Raw genomic sequence first — 18,155 nt, forward strand, 5'->3', positions numbered from 1 at the left:
TTGCACATTGTTCCAAGTTCATAAGATCACAGGGAGTGTGGATCATGTTGGACAGAAAATTCTACGACAGCATTTCCGATCTCAGCCCGTTCGAAATCAAGGACGAACTGATCAAGCTCGCCAGGACGAGCTCGCAGAAATCCGCCAGGGCCTTCCTCAACGCCGGCCGCGGCAACCCCAACTGGACGGCGACACGCGCCCGTGAAGCCTTCTTCCTGCTCGGCCAGTTCGCGCTGACGGAAGCCAAGCGCGCCTATTATGATCCCAAGGCAGGTGTGGCCGGCATGCCGCCAAAGGACGGCGCCCATGCGCGCTTCCAGAAGTGGATCAAGAAACAGTTGCAGAATACGGAAAACGTGGACGAAGAAGACGAAGGCGTGCCGGCGGCCAAGACGCTCGGCGATGCCGTCGCCTACGCCATCAAGACCTTCGGCTTCGATCCTGATGGTTTCCTCCACGAACTGACGGACTCGATCATCGGCGACAACTATCCGGTTCCGGACCGCGCGCTGCACCACAACGAGATCATCACCCATGAGTATCTGATGTGGGCGATGTGCGCCGGCCACCGGCCGAAGGCGAAGTTCGACCTATACCCTGTCGAAGGTGGCACCGCCGCCATGTGCTACATCTTCAAAGCCTTGAAGAACGCGCGCCTGCTCAACGCCGGCGACACGATCGCGCTCGGCACGCCGATCTTCACGCCCTATCTCGAAATGCCGGAGCTGGAGGACTACGACCTCAAGACCATCAATGTCAGCGCCGAACAGGAGGACCGCTTCCAGTTCACCGACGAGGACATCAAGGCGCTGGAAAACCCCAAGGTGAAGGCGCTGTTCCTGGTCAACCCCGGCAACCCGTCCGCCGTTGCGATGGATCCGGATTCGATCAAGCGCCTCGTCGATCTCGTCAACAAAAAGCGCCCTGACCTGATCGTTTTGACCGACGACGTCTACGGCACCTTCGTTCCCGGCTTCCAGTCGCTGCTCGGCCATCTGCCGCGCAACACGATCGGCGTCTATTCCTATTCGAAGTATTTCGGCTGCACCGGCTGGCGCCTCGGCGTGGTCGCGGTGGCGCAGGACAATATCTTCGACGAGAAGATCAAGGCGCATCCGGAGCCGATCCAGAAGGTCCTGGAAAAGCGCTACAAGGCGATGACGCCGAAGCCGCGGGACGTGAAGTTCATCGAACGCATCGTTGCCGACAGCCGTGACGTGGCACTGAACCACACCGCCGGCTTGTCGCTGCCGCAACAGGTGATGATGTCGCTGTTCAGCCTGGTCGAGCTGATGGATGTCGAGAAGCTCTACCAGAAGGCCTGCATCGCCATCTGCACGAAGCGGTTCTGGAACCTCATCGAGGGCATGGGCGTCGAGTCCAACCCGGGCATCTATTTCGACCACTATTACGGCATCATCGATTTCGAGTTCTGGCTGCGCAAATATGTCGGCGAGGATGTCGTCGAATGGGTGAAGGACAACATCCATCCGCTCGACATTCCCTTCCGGCTCGCCGAGGACCACGGCATCGTGCTCCTCAACGGTTCGGGCTTCGATGCACCAAGCTGGTCGGCGCGCGTCTCCTTCGCCAACCTCAATGACGACGCCTATTCGCAGATCGGTCGCGCCGTGCGCTCTGTCGCGCGCGGCTACGTCCAGACCTACCAGGCGGCCAAGGGCCTGAAGATCAGCTAGCCGATCGAGGTGGCCGGCAGACCCCCGGCCGCCTCCCCCTTGCAGCGCCGCGCGTCTTGTTCGACGCGCAAATGTCGCTGTAGCACTTTGAATTGCTGCATGTTTTTGCCCTTCGGTCGACCACGATCAAGGGAAACGTGCAGGAGGGCGAGAGCAGACGTCCTTTTGTCCAGCCACCCAGATCTCCCGGCGGAATTCTACCGGCGAGTAGCAGCGTATTGTCAGGCCGAAGGCGCCCCTTCGGCTGGAGTTGGGAGTAAAGCGGCGTGATCGATCAGCTGTTCGGCATCCTCAGAGCGCATCCGGAGCTTGCCCTGTTTCTCGCGCTCGGCATCGGCTACGCCATCGGCAAGATCACCATCTTCGGAGTGACCATCGGCGCCGTCACCGGCTGCCTTCTGGCAGGCGTGCTGATCGGCCAGACCGGTGCCGTGTTGTCCAACGACGTGAAGCGGGCGTTCTTCCTGCTGTTCCTTTTCGCCATCGGCTACCGCACCGGCCCGCAATTCTTCCAGAGCCTGAATGCCGATGCCCTGCCCCAGATCGCCGTCACCGTGACGCTTTGCGTCGTCGCCCTCGGCGTCGCGATCATTCTCTCGATGCTCTTTGCTTTCGATCTCGGAACGGCGGCCGGCGTGCTGGCAGGCGGAGCGACGGAATCGGCGACCGTCGGCGTCGCCATCGACACCTTCCGCAAGACGGCACCGTCGCCCGAAGCGGCCAACCAGTTCGAATCCGCCGTGGCGACCGGTTTTGCCGTCGCCTACCTCGTCGGTGTCGTCAGCGCCATTCTCGTGCAGTCGCAACTGGCTCCCCGGATGTTCGGCCGCAGCCTGAAGGAGGCCTGCGCCGAACTCGAAGCCGAACTCAACATCACCCCGCAAAACAACGGTGACACCGCCCGCCGCGAGATCGAAGCGCGTGCCTTTGAGATCGCAGACAACCTGGTCGGCCTTACGGTTGCGGAAGCGGAAGCGAGGGTTCCTGAAAACCAGAAGGCCTATATCGAGCAGATCCGCAGGGGCAGCAAGATCATCACACCCACGGGCAAGGAGCGTCTGCAGGCGGGTGACATCATAGCCGTTGCAGGCCTTCGCGGTTTCCTCGTCGAATATTCCAGCCGGATCGGCACCGAGATCGACGACCGCGAGCTTCTCGATATCCCTGTCGAGACCCTCGATGTGGTCGTCACCAACAAGGAAGTGGCCGGCAAACGCCTGTGGCAACTCAGGCAGCAGCCCGAGGCACGCTCGGTCTTCCTGCGCGGTCTCCTGCGCGCCGGCCAGCCGATCCCGATCTTTCCCGGTCTGACGGTGCGCCGCGGCGACGTCATGTCGATTGCCGGCGCGCGCCGCCATGTCGAGGACGCCGCAGCGCGGCTCGGCTATGCCGACCGCGAGACGACGGCAACCGACATGGTCTTTGTCGGCGTCTTCATCTTTCTCGGCGGCCTGATCGGTATTCCCGCGCTGAAACTCGGCGCGCTGGAGATCGGGCTTGGCGTTGCCGTCGGCGTGCTGATTGCGGGTCTCGTCGCAGGCTGGCTGCGCTCGGTCCGGCGCACCTTCGGCTTCGTGCCGGAAGCGACCCTCTGGTTCTTCGACAGCGTCGGGCTCTGCGCCTTCATCGCCTGTGTCGGCATTTCGGCCGGCCCGAGTTTCGTCGCCGGTCTCGTCCAGTCCGGCCCGGCACTGGTCATCGCCAGTGCGCTGATCTGCGTGATTTCGCACTTGGCCGCGCTCGCGCTCGGCCGCTGGGTCTTCCGCATGAACGAAGGCGTGCTCGCCGGCACCTGCTGCGGCGCCGGCACCTCGGCACCCGCGCTCGCCGCCGTGCAGGAGGCGGCGGGAAGCAAGGTCCCGACATTGGGTTATGGCCTCGGCTATGCGATCGGCAATGTGCTCCTGGCACTCTGGGGTGCGGTGCTCGTTACCGTTCTCGGGTAGCGTCTCAACCGCCGGCGTCAGCATGTCCCTTTGCTGGGCCATGCGGTGCCTGACATCAGGTCTGGATACTAACGCAACGGCCACACCAGCATCAGCGTCGGAATACTGACGATGACGATCACCAGCGACAGCGGCAGGCCGAGGCGCGGGTAGTCGCTGAACCTGTAGCCGCCCGGCCCCATCACCAGCGTGTTGCACTGGTGACCGATCGGCGTGAGGAAGTCGCAGCCGGCACCGATCGCGACCGCCATCAGGAAGGCCTCGGGCTTGTAGCCGAGCGCGCCGGCAAAGCTCGCGGCAATCGGCGCCATGACCAGCACGGTGGCGGCATTATTGAGGAACGGCGTCACCGCCATTGCGGCGAGCAGGATCAGCGTCAGCGCGCCGGCAGGTGGCAAGCCGGCAGCGACGCTGCCGAGCCACCCTGCGATGACCTCCGTTCCCCCTGTCGTTCGCAGGGAATCGCTGACCGGGATCAATGCGGCGAGCATCACCAGGATCGGCCCGTCGACGGAGCGGTAGAAATCGCGCAGCGGGATGATGCGCAGCACCACCATCGCAAGGGCGGCCGCAAAAAAGGCGATCGGCACGGGAACGAGGCCAACGGCCGTCGATCCCATCGCCGCGGCGAGAACCAGAAGCGGTAACGGCGCCTTGCGGGTGGTGCCGAGCAGGATCTCGCGCTGGGCGAGAGGAAGACAGCCGAAATCCTGGAGAAAGGAGGTCAACTCCTGCCGCGAGCCCTGCAGCACGACAATATCGCCGGCGCGCAGACGAATGCTGCCGAGCCGCTGCTTCAGTCTCTCGCCCTGCCGGCTGACGGCAAGCAGGTTGATGTTGTGGGTGTTGAACAGCGCCAGGCGCTGGGCCGACATGCCGTCGAGTGGCGAACCGCTGCCGACGACGGCCTCCACCGCCTCGATCTCGGATCCCGGCTTGTCGCGTCCATGGGGCGCGCGGTCGCCGGCAATCTTGAGCCTGGCTTGGGAAACGATGCGATCCAGTGCCGCCGGCCCGCCCTCGAGCAACAGGATATCCTCGGCCTCGAGCGTGACATCGGGCAGCGGCGCCAGGTGCATGCCGCGGCGAAAGACGCCGATGACGACGGCACCGCCGTCACCGAGCTTGACCAGATTGCTGAGCGGCTTGCCGATCGCCGGCGAACCGGCAGCGACCACCGCCTCGGACGTGTAGTCGGTGATCTCGATTGCCTGGTGCACGGAAACCTGCTGGCTGGTGCGCTGCGGCACGAGCTTATAGGCAAAGAGCAGGAAGATGCAGCCGACCAGCGCCAGCGTCGCACCGACGGGCGTGAAGTCGAACATCGTAAAACTCTCGCCGGTCAGCTCCTGGCGGACGCGCGACACGACGATGTTCGGCGACGTCCCGACCTGGGTCATCAGCCCGCCGATCAGCGAGCCGAAGGCCATCGGCATCAGAAAGGTAGAGGGCTGGACATTGGAGCGCCGGGCAAACTGGAAGGCGACCGGCAGCATGATCGCGAGCGCCCCGATGTTCTTGATGAAGGCGGAAAGCACCGTCACCGTGATGACCAGCAGCGCAAGCTGCGCCCGAACCGAAGAGATATTGGGCAGAAACCTCTGGATCGCTGCATCCACCACGCCGGAGCGCGCAACGCCGGCGCTGACGATCAGCGCGCTGCCGACGATGATGACGATATCGTCGCTGAAACCATCGAAGGCATGATCGAAAGGCACGATGCCGACGGCCACCGCCAGCATCAGCGCCGAACAGGCAATCACATCGTACCGAAACCGCCCCCAGATGAAGAACGCCATCATGGCGCCGATGACGAGAAACGCGAGAGACTGTTCGGCGGTCATGCAATACCCGGTTTGGACAGGAAGGGACGGACGGAGACATGCGGAGGGCACGAAGCCGAAACGCATGATCCGCCGGAACGTTCACGAGAGAAGTAACGCATCTTTCCCTGCTCCGGAATTCGACAGCGCGACAAATCTGGGTACGAACGCGAAATTCTCCGGCGCGCGCCAAGGCCCCGCCGCGACGGTGCCGACCCGGAAACACCGTTGCCGCCCTACACTTTGGCAAAGGGTGTTGGAACAACGACGCCGCCGTTTTGCTGCCGGTGCAAGCGGACCGTCCTGCTTCGTCCGCCACGTCGCCCAGGCTTGTTCGGTGCAAGCGCAAGGCTTGCCTCACCAATTACGAGCCCTTGGATTTACATCAGGAAATTGTACAATAGATCAAAGTGTTGCAGCACGTGCCGCTGTCCGTCCGATGATTAAGAAATCCGGCTGCAGCGCCGAGAGCCAAGCGTACCCGTAAACGAGGATCGCCGACATGAAACACGCCCTTGCCGCCCTCTCCGTCGTTCTGCTTCTCAGCGGCTGTACCGCAAGCGGCGGCGGCTCCAGCTACTACGGCTATTCGTCGAACCTCGCACCGATCCCCGGCAGCATCACCTATGGCGGCCAGCCGCGCACCAAGCTCACGAAATCGCCTGTCGGCAGCATCGTGCCGCACCAGTTCATCGACCAGTACGGCCGCAAGGTCTACGAAACCTACATCATCGAGCCGGATCGGTCCTTGCGTCTCACCAGCCGGCGCTGGCAGCCGGACGATTTATTCGACTTCGACGACTAGCGGCACGCCGGGGCGTTACGGGACGGACCGGCAATCGCGGCTGCCGAATTGCGTGACCACCCAATCGCGCAACACCTGCGTCGCCGGCCGGTCGGCCATGCGCGGGCTATAGACAAGATCGTAGCGGTCGCTATCGAGCGCCAGCTCGAAAGGCTGGACGAGAATGCCCGAGGCAAGCTCTTGCGCCACCAATGTCAGGCTGAGGAGCGCGATGCCCTGCCCCGCAACAGCCGCCTGGACGGCGTGGATTTCATCGGTAAAGGAAAGTCGCGCGCTCGCATCGACATCGGAGGCGCCCGCTTGTTCCAGCCATTGCCGCCAGACGGGAGCGCGGTGATCGTTACGACGTGATGGGCCCCAGTCGAAGTGAATGAGTGTTGCCCGTTTGAGATCGGCCACGCTTGCCGGCGCCAGCCGCGGCGTGCAGACCGGGGCGAAACGATCGGCAAACAGCGGCTCGGTGATGAGGCCGGGGTAGTGCCCGCCACCGAAACGGATCGCCGCGTCCGCATCCGTCTCCAGGTCGATCGTCCGGTTGGAAGCGTCGAGCCGCAACGTCCAGTCCGGATAAGCCTCGCGAAACGAGCCGGCGAGCGGCGCCAGACGCTTGGCGACGAAGGCGACGGTGGAGGTCAGCCGCGCCACCTTGGCCCCCTGCTGGCGACGCACGTCGGCAATCGCCTGCTCGAAGCGATCGAGACCATCGCGCAGCACCGGAAACAGGGCCTTGCCGGCAGCCGTCAGATGCACCTGGCGCGTCTCGCGCTCGAAGAGCTTGACCTCCAGCATCTCTTCCAGTTGTCGGATCTGGTGGCTGACGGCGGTCGCTGAAACATTCAGCTCTTCCGCCGCATGCTTGAAGCTCAGGCGGCGGGCAGCCGCTTCGAAGACCCGCAAGGCGCCGAGCGGTGGCAACTTTCTCATCACGTCTCCATGGATGAAGTATACTCATCTATCAGCTGAGAAATCACTCTTTGTCAGCCGGCTATATCCCAAACATATTGGCTTCAACAGGCAAGGCAACAGCGCCGAGCTGAGAAAATCTCACGTATGAAAGGACCAAGCATGTCTCTCGAACAGGTCATCACGAAGCCGGATCCCTACGCGCCCTTCCTGCTTTCCCAGGCGATCAAGGCCAACGGCTTCGTCTTCGTCTCAGGCCAGGCAGCGATCGGCGACGACGGCGAACTCGTCGGCGTCGGCGACTTCGATCGCCAGGCCGAGCAAGCCTTCCGCAACCTCGACCGGGCACTCGAGGCAGCCGGCTCCGGGCTCGACAAGATCGTCAAGGTGACGATCTTCCTGCGCTCCATGAAGAACTTCGAAAAGATCATCGAGCTGCGCCGCAAGTGGTTTTCCGCGCCCTACCCCGCCGACAGCATCATCGAGGTCTCCTCGCTCTACTCGCCGGACGCGCTGATCGAGATCGAAGCGATCGCGCTCGACGCAGGCCGCTGACATGAACGCACCACAAATCCTCCCATCTCCCGTTTTCACTGGCGCCACCCTCAAGGGACTTGATTTTGCCAACCGCCTGTCGGTCGCGCCGATGACCCGCATCAGCGCTTCGGCGGCAGGCGTGCCTGGCGAACGCATGCAGCGCTACTACGAACGCTATGCCCGCGGCGGCTTCAGCCTGATCACGACCGAAGGCATCTACACCGACAAGGCCTATTCCCAGACCTATAAGGACCAGCCGGGCCTGACCGACCGGGAACAGGCCGAGGCCTGGCGAAAGATCGTCGACGCGGTCCATGCCGAAGGCGGGCGCATCTTCGCACAGCTCATGCATGGCGGGGCGCTGGCACAGGGCAATCCGCACCGTCCCGATACGATCGGCCCCTCGGCCGTCCGCCCCAAGGGCAGCCAGATGACCGGCTACCATGGCGACGGCCCCTATGCCCTGCCGCGCGAAATCAGCGAGGCCGAGATCGCCGAAGCGATCGAGGGCTTTGCCAATGCTGCTCGCCTGGCGATCGAGGTCGCCGGCTTCGACGGCATCGAGATCCACGGCGCCAACGGCTATCTGCTCGACCAGTTCTTCACCGACTTCTCCAATCGCCGCACGGATCGCTGGGGTGGAGATATCGTTCAGCGGCTCGGCCTGTCGCTCGAGGTGTTGAAGGCGGTTCGCGCGGCAATCGGCCCCGGCGTCCCGCTCGGCCTGCGCATCTCGCAGGGTAAGGTCAACGACTTCAGGCACAAATGGGTGGAGCGCGAACCAGGGGCAGCGCGTGTGTTCGAGACGCTGGCCGAGAGCCCGGCCGATTTCGTGCACGTGACCGAGTTCGAAGCCTGGCAGCCCGCCTTCGAGGGTGGCGACACCTCGCTCATGGCACTTGCCCGCCGTCATGCGCCGCGCCTGTTCCTCATCGCCAATGGCAGCCTGCATGATCTTGCGCGGGCCGAAGATGTGATGGAAACCGGAGCGGACATGATCGCGCTTGGCCGCGGCGCGCTCGTCAATCCCGACTGGCCGCGACTGACAGCCGAACGCAGCGATTTGCGCCCGTTCGACCTGCCGTTCCTTGCACCGATCCGCGACATCAAGGATAGCGAACTCACCCTCTGACAAAAACGGACCGACGGGCGCGCTCAGAAGGCGCCCGTCGGTCACTCATAGCTGCGCCCTCGAAGGGTGGCAGACCCGAACGGTTACGCCGCTGCGACGAAACGATACGCCGCTCCGTTTCGCTCGGCCCGTCCGATCCCGGGATAGGCCCAGTGATAGCCAAGCAGCGCGAGCCTCTCCGAGGCCGCCCGATCGATCAGAGCCTTGCGGTTCTTCAAGGCCAACTCCGCATCCGTATCGAAGCCGAAATGCCATTCGGGATGTTCGAAGAAGACGACATTGCTGGTCACGGCATCGCCTGTGATCACCAGGCCATCGTGGCCAGCACCATCGCCACCGGCAAGCTGAAGCGAGATGTGGCCGGGCGTATGGCCCCGCGTGTCGAGCACCTGCATGCCGCTGACGATCTCATCGCCGGGCTTGACCAGGGTCAGGCGGTCCTTCACCGAAAAAAGGTCGCGCTGCGCGCCCTTGGCAAAGCCATGCAACGCCTGCGGCATGGTCTTCTCGAAGTTCGGATCGGTCCAGAACTGCCATTCGGCCTCAGATACGAAGTATTGCGCGTTCGGAAAGGTCAACTTGCCATTGGTGCCGAGGGTGCCTCCGGCATGATCGGGATGGGCGTGGGTCAGCACCACCTTCGTCACCTCGCCCGGATCGATGCCGGCGGCCAGCAGATTGGCGCTGAGCTTGCCGGCGCTTTCCTGGAAGTGATTGCCCGAGCCGTCGTCGACCACGATCAGATCGCCGCCAATGCGGATGACAGGGATATTGGTATGAAACGGCGCGCGCTCCGGCGTACCACCGAGCCGGCGCATGATGGCGGGCCGCTCCTGTGCCGTCGCATCCGGCAGCACGATGCTCACCGGCAGCATGATGAAGCCATCACTGACGACGGAAATGTCGAAACTGCCGTGCTGAAGGCGATGGACATCGGCGGCGTAGGCACCTTTCGGCAGGAGTGCGGAAGCGGCAATCGCGCTGGAACCGGCAAGGAACTCGCGGCGGTCGGGGCCGGATGCGTCGGTGGAGGTGCGGGAAGAGGTCATCGTTCTGGTCCTTGGCTGAAGCGTTTGGCGAAGGGTGCCGGTGCGCCCCGTGGGCCGCACCGGCGAGTAGGCGTTAAGCCTTGGCAAAGGCGAGCAGATCGGCGTTGAGCTGGTCCTTGTGCGTATCGGTGATGCCGTGCGGCGCACCGGCATAAACCTTGAGCTCCGCATGCGGGACAAGCGTCTTCGAAGCCCGTGCCGCCGCATCGATCGGCACGATCTGGTCGTCGTCGCCATGAATGATCAGCGTCGGTACGTCGAACTTCTTCAGGTCCTCGGTGAAGTCGGTCTGCGAGAAGGCGACGATCGAGTCATAGGTGTTCTTGTGACCGCCCATCATGCCCTGCAGCCAGAAACTGTCGATCATGCCCTGGGAAGCAACCGCACCCGGGCGGTTGAAGCCGAAGAACGGACCGGACGCGATGTCGCGGTAGAGCTTGGAGCGATCCTTGAGGCTTGCCGCCTGCAGGCCGTCGAACACCTCCTTCGGCAAGCCGCCGGGGTTGTTGTCGGTCTTGACCATCAGCGGTGGCACCGCCGAGATCAGCCCGGCCTTGGCGACGCGGCTGGTGCCATGGCGGCCGATATAGCGGCTGATCTCGCCGCCACCGGTGGAAAAGCCGGCAAGGAAGATGTCCTTCAGATCGAGCGCATTGATGAGATCGGCGAGATCGTCGGCATAGTGATCCATGTCGTTGCCGTCCCAGGGCTGCGACGAGCGGCCATGGCCGCGGCGGTCATGGGTGATGACGCGGAAGCCATTGTTGGCAAGGTGGAACGCCTGCGCCTCCCAGCTGTCCGACGACAGCGGCCAGCCGTGGCTGAGCACGACGACCGGACCATCCTTGCGACCCCAGTCCTTGTAATAGATCTCGACGCCATCGCGGGTGATGATGCGGCTGCCCATGGTGTTTGCTCCCTCAGTACCGGACACGCCGGCGGTTGATGCGTCGGCCGCCTTGGCCGGCTTGCTGACCGTCGAAACGGCGGCAGCGGTCGCCGCCGCGCCAAAGGCGGCCGAAAGGACGTTGCGGCGCGAAAGGCCACTGGAAACGCTTGCGGAAACTGCTTTTGCCTGTGTCATTGTCCTCACCTCTTTGGTCTCTGTTGCCCGGCTTCCATTCCCTGGAAGCGATGGTTGAATTGATAAATCGGCGGGCCTAACCTCTCGACCGGCAAAGCTGACAACGATGGGGGCAGAAGTGACAAAACGACCGGAAAGCGAACCGGCGGAAATCGGCATCGTCGTCTACCCACGCGCGCTGATGTCGGCGATCCATGGGCTGACGGACATGTTCCAGGTGGCGAGCATGCAGTCGGTCGAACAGAGCGGGAGGGACGCTCCGCAGATCCGCATCAGCCATTGGAAGCTGCAGGAAGACGGCTCGGTGTCAAAATCGCGCGACACCCACGAGGGTCCCTCTTCGGGCCTGGTAGCGCTGATCCTGCCGCCGACCCTCTCCGATCTGCCGGTCGGCGATCGCATCGGCACCCTGCCCGCCTTCGTGCGCGAGCAGCATCAACGGGGCTCGACCATCTGTTCGGTCTGCGGCGGCGCCTATCTGCTGGCCGAATCCGGCCTTGCCAACGGGCGCACCATCACCACGCACTGGTCGCACCAGGAACTGATCGCCGACCGCTACGACAACATCCGCGTCGACACCGACAGGTTGCTGATCGATGAGGGCGACATCATCTCCGCCGGTGGCATGATGGCCTGGATCGACCTCGGACTGAAACTCGTCGACCGGTTCCTCGGAACCGACGTCATGCTGGCAACGGCACGGTACATGATCATCGATCCCGGCGCGCGCGAGCAGAGCTACTACAGCGTCTTCGCGCCGAAACTCGACCATGGAGACAACATCATCCTGAAGGTCCAGCACTGGCTGCACGGCACCAGCACCAAGGGCGTGACGCTGCAGATGATGGCCGAGCGCGCCGGACTTGGCGACCGCACGTTCCTGCGCCGTTTCCAGAAGGCGACCGGCTTCAACCCGACCGAATATTGCCAGCGGCTGCGGATTGCCAAGTCACGCGATCTCCTGGAGCGCTCGCATCTCTCGATCGAACAGGTCGCCTGGCAGAGCGGCTATGACGACACCAACGCCTACCGCAAGATCTTCCGCAAGATCCTCGGCCTCTCGCCAAAGGAATATCGCCTTCGCTTCTCGGTTTCGGACGGTGCCAGGCGAATGGCTGCAGCAGCGCCGGGTGCGATTCCGGCCCTGTGACCAGCGAATGAAGGTACATCTGATAACATCGACAAGAATCTGCATCCGCTCAAGGCCCACCCGACGCGGCAGTCGGATGCGCATGTCCGGGCATGATCTGCGCGCTGACGCCGTCCGCGCAAGACATCAGCGAGCCGACCCGGACCGCGGCAATGTCGCCTTGGTGCCCTGACGGGAAAACGAAAAAAGACGCCGCGCGCCCGTTGGGGCGCGCGGCGTGCATCGATTTTAGAGGTTTGGACCGGTCCTCTCAGGGCGATCGCGCAGTCCGGATCTCAGATGTGTCGGAACATTGCCGACACATCGCGTCGCCCCACGGGCGCTGCCGGCGCCGCCGACTTGGGCGGCCCCGTTAGCCCTTGGCCATGACGACAAAGACGACGCGGCGGATCACCTCGGCGAAGCTGACGCCCAGCGCCATCGCCGCAATGCCGGTGACGCCCAATGCACCGATCCCCATCAGCTTCCAGCGCTTGACGTCGTCGGTCACCGGTTTCATCTCCGCGACATCCGCACCGATCGCCGAGACTGACGCCTCGATTTCGCCCACGCGATCGACCAGTTGCTCCATGCGCAGATGCACGCTGCCATGAATGGCCGCGTACTTGTCCTCGGCACGGCGGCTCCCCTCCTCGATCCGGCGGATGGATTCCTGCAGGCCGCGCATGCCCGCAACCAATTCGCCGAGCTGGCGGTGAACGGCAACATCCATTTCAACTGCCGACATCGGCGCGCTCCCCGTGCCTGGTGCATTCCGCCCGTGTCCAGATTTCCGCCGCGCAGAGGCCAACGGCTGTGCGATCGATCCGGCGTTGATCGGCCACAGTCGCGCCGCGCGCGCCGATGAGATCAGTTCCGACCACGCCCCGCAGACCGGGAACACTGGCCGGTTGCGAAGTTCCACAGCCCGCCTGCATCAAGGCAGGAATCGTAATCAAGGCGCTTTTCGCGAGCGCGGCTCTGAGCGTCATTGTTCTGCCTTTCGATGGCATTGGCGATGGAACGAGCGCCGTCGGCCCGGATCTCGTGGACGAGCCAGATCAGGCCGGCGAGCAACAAGCCGCCGGCCAACAGCTTCGGCCAGGTCAGCATCATCTGGCCCAGCCAAGGCGGCGCGCGAGCATGTACCAGGTTTCGCAGAGGATGCCGGCAACAAGGCCGACGCCAACCTCCAACAGCATCTGGATGTCCGGGTCATCGGCAAGAACGGGACCGGTTTCCGGCGCCAGCAACCCCTTTGCAACAAGCAAGCCGGCGCCATAGCGCAACACGATGCGGATCATCACGGCACTCATCTCGCCCACCTCGCGAAAATTGCGACAATCGCGGTGACGAGGCGCTCGAAGATGCTGCCAGCAGACCGTGCCGCGACGCTGTCGCCCTCGCCTTTTACCCCCACCCCCGACTTTCCCGGCCGAAGCACCACGACGACGCCGGGCTCTGCCGGCGCCGCCTTTTGTTGGCCATTCCGGCCATACCCGGCTTCCCGCAACGCCGCCTCGAATGCCCGGCCATAGGCCTCGATCTTCGGACCATTTTGCCTGATATCCCCGTTGAGGATTGCGCGCGATGCCGCATAACGATAGCCCGTTCCCGCCCCGGATAGGCTCTCGTCCGTGTCGAAGTCGGAAAGCCGTTTCCCGGTAAAGAGCCCTTCCGTCATGCCGTCGAACAAAATGCGCACCGCAGTCGCCATCTCGCAGGCCTTTTCGGGCGCGGCCTCGAGGCCGAACGTCGCATAATTCGCCTTGCCGGTTATCTGAGCCAATCCGCGCCCGCGATAACGCCACCCATCATCCGCCTCGACATTCCCGAGCCGCCCGCCATAGACCCAGTTCGCAAGCTTTCGCGGATCGCCGGCGTAAGGCGCGGCGCTCGCAAGTGTCGGGAATCGAGCGGGCCAAACCTGGGTGAGCCGCTTCGCGGAGTAGCTGAGATTTTCCTCAACCGGCTGCATCGCGCCGCCGGTTTCATGGTAGGCCTGCGCAAGGATCGCGGCGAGATGGCAGAGGCTGACACCGTGGCGGCGCCCATCTTCAAGGATAGCCTCAACGCCCGTCTGCTGCTGTGCAGATGGAGAGATGCCAAACACCGCGCTGCTCCGTCGCCTGAGAGCAGCAAAGAGTACCGATCGGTTCATAGGTCACCTGTATCTCTAGAGATTGACCGCCGCGAGCCATAGGGCATCGACTTGCAGATCTGACAGGCCAAAGCCAATCGCGATCGTAGCGACAAGCGGGTGGATGCGGTGAAACGTGTCGCCATACTCCCATTCGATCTGCGCCCTGTCTCTTTCGGCGCCCAAAGGCATGGCAGCAATCGTGGTTGCCACAGCTTCTGGCGAAACGCCTGCGCCGACGAGACCGAGGCGGAATTGCCGCGCTGAGAGTGACGGCATCACTTGACGGCTCTCCTCATCGGTTGGGGGAACGTAGTCGACGAACGGAAAATCAGAGTTGTCGGTGAGCCACTTGCGGATGGCCGGATTGAGACCAAAGCCATCTTCCGGCCGAGAAACATAGTCGCAATCGTAGACAGCATCTTCCAGGTCGGTAATGTTGCATTTGACCAGCAACACGCCGTCTTCCCTGGTTTTTTGAACGGAGTAGACGTCATTCAACGAAAGAGCCATCACGCTGTCCTTTGCATCTGAACCATCGAGTTGCCGCTGGAATATGTGATCTGCCCGCGCGCACGCCAGGTTCCGCCCAACTGTGCGCTGGCCCCTACATCTAGGGTAAATTGATAAGCGGCAGTGGAGAGGTAAGTTGCGTACCCCTGGTTTCGGTTTCGTGTACCGTTCGAGTAGCTCAACACAGAATGGCCAACGGGCAGGTTGACCTCGTCCTGGTTGGAACCGGTGTAGACGGTGGCACGCGCACTAAGGGCGTCACTTAGGTAGGCACCATATCCAAGCATGCCACCAGAAAACTGCATGTTGCCATCACCAAAAACGGCGGCACTGCCAACGTACATCGTGCCGCCAACGGCATGGTTTCCTGTGTTGGTGATATGACCGCCTCGGGCATCGAAGACGATGCGGCAATTGCCTGAGCTGCTATCATAAATGCCGACTCCATACCAAGTGGAGATGCGGAGATTGTGAGAGGCATACGTCGCGTTGTCGCCATTGCCCGCGACCAAGCCGTTGTTGCTGCCAAGGGCACCAGAGGTAAAGAACCCAGTCGGTGTATAAATACTACCGCCCAGATTCGCGTTGGCTGCAGCGTCCCACCATACCAGGGTCGAGGCGGTTGACCACTCATTGTTGGAATACTGGACGTAGAACGAGCCGCTCGCGTCGCTGAGCAGGCGATGGTCACGGTTGGCGTTGGCGTTGAAGCGGAACTCAGCCGTGCCGACATTGTTACCGACCTCGAACATGTGGCCGCCCCAGAACCCGCCCCCATCTTCTCGAAGGGTCAACGATCGGACAAAGGTGCCAGAGGTGTTGTAGAGAAACGTTTGCATGGCGCCGATCGCATTGTTGTGCACGATGACGCCCCGGTTGTTTCCGGCCGAATTCATGAAATAAAGGTAGCGGTCCCCGTTAGAGCGGATCTGAAAGTCGTTAGAGGCGAGGAAATTCGGCGCCCAAACTGCGCCGGTAAAGCTCGCACCTGCGGTCGTTACCAGGGGTGTTCCGCCGTAAGTGGGGCCGAGAGCGCCGGAGAAATTGTAGCGGAAGCCCACTTCGGCGTTAAGGTCGATGTTGCCGCCACCATTTGTAGCATAGCCGATGTAGCCGGCTCGGTTTCCGTCTGCCTTTCTAAAATCGATGTACCCAGTGTTGGTGGTGTTTCCTGCGCTGAGCACTGCATACCCTGTAACGGAACCATTGTTGACGACTACAGAGCCAACGAATGCTTTGCCCGACATCGTCGCGGGCAGGCGTGCATCTGCAATGGTACCGGTTATAAGAGTGCTTGCATCGTTGGCGCCGATCGTCGCCCGCACGCCCGCCGCATCCACATCGTCGAGAATAGTCCTTGCGAAAGGCGTCAGCGCCGTTGTCGCATAAGCGTCCGTCCCGGTCGTATAGAGCATCTGGTTGGTCGTCGTCGTCAATCCGGCGATCGATTGCAGGCCCGCGTCCTGTGCCTGGACATTGGTGCCGATTTCAAGTCCGAGTGCAGTCCTGGCGCCACTTGCGCTTGTTGCACCCGTGCCGCCCGAGGTCAGCGGGCGCGGCGCGTTGGCATCTGCCGTCAGGTCGTCGATGAGCGTGTTATAGGGCACGCTCTGGATCGTGGTATTGGGCACGCCTTTGGTGCCGGCGGGAGGCGAATAGACGCCACCTGTTCTGGGCATGGCTTGTCTCCATGGAAGTGCGGGGCCGCAAGCTTCCCTGTTGTTCCTGTTTTCGATGGGATGAACGGCCGTCGCACGGGCACGCTCCGAGCAACAGCCGGTAAGTTGGCCTCAGTGGCTACAGAGAACGGCCAAGCAAGCCGGCGACAGAGCGCAGTGAAGTCAAGGGAGGCCGCGAAACCGGCGTTAGCGCTTCTTCCGCCCGGCGGAAAAAAGCCGGCCGTAGTCGACACGGCGCATACCGTCCGGATCGCGGCTGACGGCATCGGGGCGGATCTTCTCCACCTCCTGCGCCATCACGCCCACGTGTTTCGGGTAACGCCCCGGTTCGCCCTTGTAGTGGTATTCGTAAAGCGAATGCCCATCCAGCTTGCCCACCTTCTTGATGTCCTTCTTCAGGCGCCGATCAGAAGGAAGCGCATTGAAAAGACCCGTGACACCGCCGAGAATACTGGAAAGGCCTTCTCGCTTCTGATTGTATGCGGCCACACGGTTCTGATAGTCCTGCTGCACCAGCCCTGCATAGTCCACCGGCTCGATCCGCTGGCCCTGCGTTGGCACGAAGTTCGGGCTGCTCACCTGGGCGCCGGACAGCAGGCTCGAAATCTCGTTGATCGGCTGGTTGCGCTGGGCATACATCTCGTTGAGATATTGCGCCCGCGCCGCGTTCTGCGCCGCTAGTTGAGCCTGCTGGGCGTTGAAGCTCTGGTCCTTCAACGTGTTGTTGGCCGCCGCCGTCGACTGGCTGTTCTGGTGCATCTGCTGCAGAGCGTCGTTGCTGAAGCCGGCTGCGGCGAGTGCCTGGTTGAAGTTTTGCTGCTGCGCGGAATTAGACAATTGCAGGTTGTTGGCGTTCTGAGTGTATTGCTGGCTTTGCGCCTGGTTGGCGAACTGGCCGCTCTGCAACATCTGCCCGTAAGCCTGCTGCTGCGCGGCATTCTCGAAGGCCGCTGCCTGCTGCGAGAGCCCCACGAGCCGGGATTGCTCCTGCCCCGCATTGAGGATGGCGCCGAACCGCGCGTCATTCGCCTGGCGGTTTGCCTGGTCGATCGCCCGGTTATAGGCTTCCGAGCCCGGCTGCAGCCCCTGGTTGGCGAGCTGTGTCTCCAGCGCTGCGCGGTCCCGGTCGAGTTGCGGGTTCATGCGCGCCATCAGCGCATCCTCGTAACGCTTCGTGTCGAAGTTCGTCTCGTAGCTGCGCCTGATGTCACCCGAATTGCCAAGCGAGGTCTGTATCGACCCGGCATTGGCAACCGTTCCTTGAGCACTGCCCGTATTGGGCAGCGTCGTCTGCAGCGTCGGGCCGGGACCGTATTGCTGATACTGCGGCAGGTTGATCGCATTGGGATTGCCGGCCGCCGGCGCGCCGGAAAGGTCGATCGGCCGCCCCAGAAGATCGTTCAGTCGAGACGACTGGTTATTGGCGAGTGTCGCAAGATTCTTCTCCGCAGCATCCGTCTGGTCCTTGATCGCCTGCTGCGCCGGCGAAAGTGTCTGCGTCGCGGTCCAGTTCGGAATGTCGTAGAAAGCGCCGCTTAACGGGTCTTTCCACTTGGTACTGCCTGTCTGTGAATAGGTCAGGCTGCCGTCCGGCGTCATCTGGTTGATGTTGCCGAGCGTTCCATTGGCGATGGCCGTGCCGATATTGGTCGCGGTCTGCGCCGCCGCAGTCTCGCGTGGATCCGGCGGCTTCGGAGCTTTGGATTTTCCCATGGTTC

The 18,155-nt window shown here is 62.8% G+C and carries 18 protein-coding genes; 6 read left to right on the plus strand and 12 right to left on the minus strand.

All coding sequences use genetic code 11. From position 1 onward, the window contains the following. Positions 1-44 precede the first annotated feature (44 nt). Together PWG15_RS09685 and aspT are read left to right on the plus strand one after the other, a co-directional pair. Positions 45-1,697, plus strand: a complete 1,653-nt coding sequence (locus tag PWG15_RS09685; protein WP_275024207.1) for a bifunctional aspartate transaminase/aspartate 4-decarboxylase — start codon at positions 45-47, stop codon at positions 1,695-1,697. A gap of 266 nt (positions 1,698-1,963) precedes the next feature. Then, positions 1,964-3,643 (plus strand): aspartate-alanine antiporter, encoded by a 1,680-nt coding sequence (gene aspT, locus PWG15_RS09690; RefSeq protein ID WP_275024208.1) that lies wholly within the window; start codon positions 1,964-1,966, stop codon positions 3,641-3,643. Positions 3,644-3,711: 68 nt separating this feature from the next. Here the strand turns inward: aspT and PWG15_RS09695 are convergent, their stop codons facing one another. Next, positions 3,712-5,487: an SLC13 family permease gene (locus PWG15_RS09695; protein WP_275024209.1), complete on the minus strand. Its 1,776-nt coding sequence runs from the start codon at positions 5,485-5,487 to the stop codon at positions 3,712-3,714. A 481-nt stretch (positions 5,488-5,968) separates the two neighbouring features. On the opposite strand from PWG15_RS09695, the gene PWG15_RS09700 reads away from it, so the two are divergent. Next, a complete protein-coding gene (locus PWG15_RS09700) occupies positions 5,969-6,271 on the plus strand; it encodes a hypothetical protein (RefSeq protein ID WP_275024210.1) in 303 nt (100 codons plus the stop codon). A 15-nt stretch (positions 6,272-6,286) separates the two neighbouring features. Here PWG15_RS09700 and PWG15_RS09705 read toward each other — a convergent pair whose 3' ends face one another. Continuing rightward, on the minus strand, positions 6,287-7,210 hold the full coding sequence (locus PWG15_RS09705; RefSeq protein ID WP_275024391.1) for a LysR substrate-binding domain-containing protein: 924 nt from the start codon (positions 7,208-7,210) through the stop codon (positions 6,287-6,289). A 126-nt stretch (positions 7,211-7,336) separates the two neighbouring features. On the opposite strand from PWG15_RS09705, the gene PWG15_RS09710 reads away from it, so the two are divergent. Then, positions 7,337-7,729: a RidA family protein gene (locus tag PWG15_RS09710; protein ID WP_275024211.1), complete on the plus strand. Its 393-nt coding sequence runs from the start codon at positions 7,337-7,339 to the stop codon at positions 7,727-7,729. Between the two features lies 1 nt (position 7,730). Next, positions 7,731-8,843, plus strand: coding sequence for an NADH:flavin oxidoreductase (locus tag PWG15_RS09715; protein ID WP_275024212.1), 1,113 nt, complete (start codon positions 7,731-7,733; stop codon positions 8,841-8,843). A gap of 83 nt (positions 8,844-8,926) precedes the next feature. Here the strand turns inward: PWG15_RS09715 and PWG15_RS09720 are convergent, their stop codons facing one another. Further along, a complete protein-coding gene (locus PWG15_RS09720; protein ID WP_275024213.1) occupies positions 8,927-9,892 on the minus strand; it encodes an MBL fold metallo-hydrolase in 966 nt (321 codons plus the stop codon). Positions 9,893-9,965: 73 nt separating this feature from the next. Further along, the gene (locus PWG15_RS09725) at positions 9,966-10,976 is read right to left on the minus strand and encodes an alpha/beta fold hydrolase (protein WP_275024214.1); all 1,011 of its coding nucleotides are present in this window, start codon (positions 10,974-10,976) and stop codon (positions 9,966-9,968) included. Between the two features lie 118 nt (positions 10,977-11,094). On the opposite strand from PWG15_RS09725, the gene PWG15_RS09730 reads away from it, so the two are divergent. After that, complete coding sequence (locus PWG15_RS09730) at positions 11,095-12,126, plus strand: GlxA family transcriptional regulator (protein ID WP_275024215.1); 1,032 nt, start codon at positions 11,095-11,097, stop codon at positions 12,124-12,126. Positions 12,127-12,478: 352 nt separating this feature from the next. Here the strand turns inward: PWG15_RS09730 and PWG15_RS09735 are convergent, their stop codons facing one another. From PWG15_RS09735 to PWG15_RS09770, 8 genes are all read right to left on the minus strand, one after another. Beyond that, a complete protein-coding gene (locus tag PWG15_RS09735) occupies positions 12,479-12,853 on the minus strand; it encodes a DUF1515 family protein (protein ID WP_275024216.1) in 375 nt (124 codons plus the stop codon). Then, positions 12,840-13,043, minus strand: coding sequence for a hypothetical protein (locus PWG15_RS09740; RefSeq protein ID WP_275024392.1), 204 nt, complete (start codon positions 13,041-13,043; stop codon positions 12,840-12,842). The genes PWG15_RS09735 and PWG15_RS09740 overlap by 14 nt, the downstream gene beginning before the upstream one ends. After that, positions 12,976-13,218: a hypothetical protein gene (locus PWG15_RS09745; RefSeq protein ID WP_275024217.1), complete on the minus strand. Its 243-nt coding sequence runs from the start codon at positions 13,216-13,218 to the stop codon at positions 12,976-12,978. Before PWG15_RS09745 ends, PWG15_RS09740 begins: the two co-directional genes overlap by 68 nt. Beyond that, positions 13,218-13,421 (minus strand): hypothetical protein, encoded by a 204-nt coding sequence (locus tag PWG15_RS09750; protein WP_275024218.1) that lies wholly within the window; start codon positions 13,419-13,421, stop codon positions 13,218-13,220. The genes PWG15_RS09745 and PWG15_RS09750 overlap by 1 nt, the downstream gene beginning before the upstream one ends. Next, entirely contained in the window at positions 13,418-14,218 is an 801-nt protein-coding gene (locus PWG15_RS09755) for a hypothetical protein (RefSeq protein ID WP_275024219.1), read from the minus strand. The genes PWG15_RS09750 and PWG15_RS09755 overlap by 4 nt, the downstream gene beginning before the upstream one ends. Before the next feature lie 63 nt (positions 14,219-14,281). Beyond that, positions 14,282-14,758 (minus strand): hypothetical protein, encoded by a 477-nt coding sequence (locus tag PWG15_RS09760; RefSeq protein ID WP_275024220.1) that lies wholly within the window; start codon positions 14,756-14,758, stop codon positions 14,282-14,284. Further along, complete coding sequence (locus tag PWG15_RS09765; RefSeq protein ID WP_275024221.1) at positions 14,758-16,437, minus strand: tail fiber protein; 1,680 nt, start codon at positions 16,435-16,437, stop codon at positions 14,758-14,760. The genes PWG15_RS09760 and PWG15_RS09765 overlap by 1 nt, the downstream gene beginning before the upstream one ends. Before the next feature lie 186 nt (positions 16,438-16,623). Further along, entirely contained in the window at positions 16,624-18,150 is a 1,527-nt protein-coding gene (locus PWG15_RS09770; RefSeq protein ID WP_275024222.1) for a tail fiber domain-containing protein, read from the minus strand. Positions 18,151-18,155: the final 5 nt, after the last annotated feature.

This window comes from Ensifer adhaerens, from assembly GCF_028993555.1.
Taxonomy (GTDB): domain Bacteria; phylum Pseudomonadota; class Alphaproteobacteria; order Rhizobiales; family Rhizobiaceae; genus Ensifer; species Ensifer adhaerens_I.

Coding starts and splice junctions, on each gene's coding strand:
- PWG15_RS09715 (WP_275024212.1), top strand. CDS start 7,731: ATGAACGCACCACAAATCCTCCCATCTCCCGTTTTCACTGGCGCCACC.
- PWG15_RS09765 (WP_275024221.1), bottom strand. CDS start 16,437: ATGCCCAGAACAGGTGGCGTCTATTCGCCTCCCGCCGGCACCAAAGGC.
- PWG15_RS09745 (WP_275024217.1), bottom strand. CDS start 13,218: ATGCTGACCTGGCCGAAGCTGTTGGCCGGCGGCTTGTTGCTCGCCGGC.
- PWG15_RS09695 (WP_275024209.1), bottom strand. CDS start 5,487: ATGACCGCCGAACAGTCTCTCGCGTTTCTCGTCATCGGCGCCATGATG.
- PWG15_RS09740 (WP_275024392.1), bottom strand. CDS start 13,043: ATGCAGGCGGGCTGTGGAACTTCGCAACCGGCCAGTGTTCCCGGTCTG.
- PWG15_RS09725 (WP_275024214.1), bottom strand. CDS start 10,976: ATGACACAGGCAAAAGCAGTTTCCGCAAGCGTTTCCAGTGGCCTTTCG.
- PWG15_RS09735 (WP_275024216.1), bottom strand. CDS start 12,853: ATGTCGGCAGTTGAAATGGATGTTGCCGTTCACCGCCAGCTCGGCGAA.
- PWG15_RS09760 (WP_275024220.1), bottom strand. CDS start 14,758: ATGGCTCTTTCGTTGAATGACGTCTACTCCGTTCAAAAAACCAGGGAA.
- PWG15_RS09685 (WP_275024207.1), top strand. CDS start 45: ATGTTGGACAGAAAATTCTACGACAGCATTTCCGATCTCAGCCCGTTC.
- PWG15_RS09710 (WP_275024211.1), top strand. CDS start 7,337: ATGTCTCTCGAACAGGTCATCACGAAGCCGGATCCCTACGCGCCCTTC.
- PWG15_RS09770 (WP_275024222.1), bottom strand. CDS start 18,150: ATGGGAAAATCCAAAGCTCCGAAGCCGCCGGATCCACGCGAGACTGCG.
- PWG15_RS09720 (WP_275024213.1), bottom strand. CDS start 9,892: ATGACCTCTTCCCGCACCTCCACCGACGCATCCGGCCCCGACCGCCGC.
- PWG15_RS09700 (WP_275024210.1), top strand. CDS start 5,969: ATGAAACACGCCCTTGCCGCCCTCTCCGTCGTTCTGCTTCTCAGCGGC.
- PWG15_RS09750 (WP_275024218.1), bottom strand. CDS start 13,421: ATGAGTGCCGTGATGATCCGCATCGTGTTGCGCTATGGCGCCGGCTTG.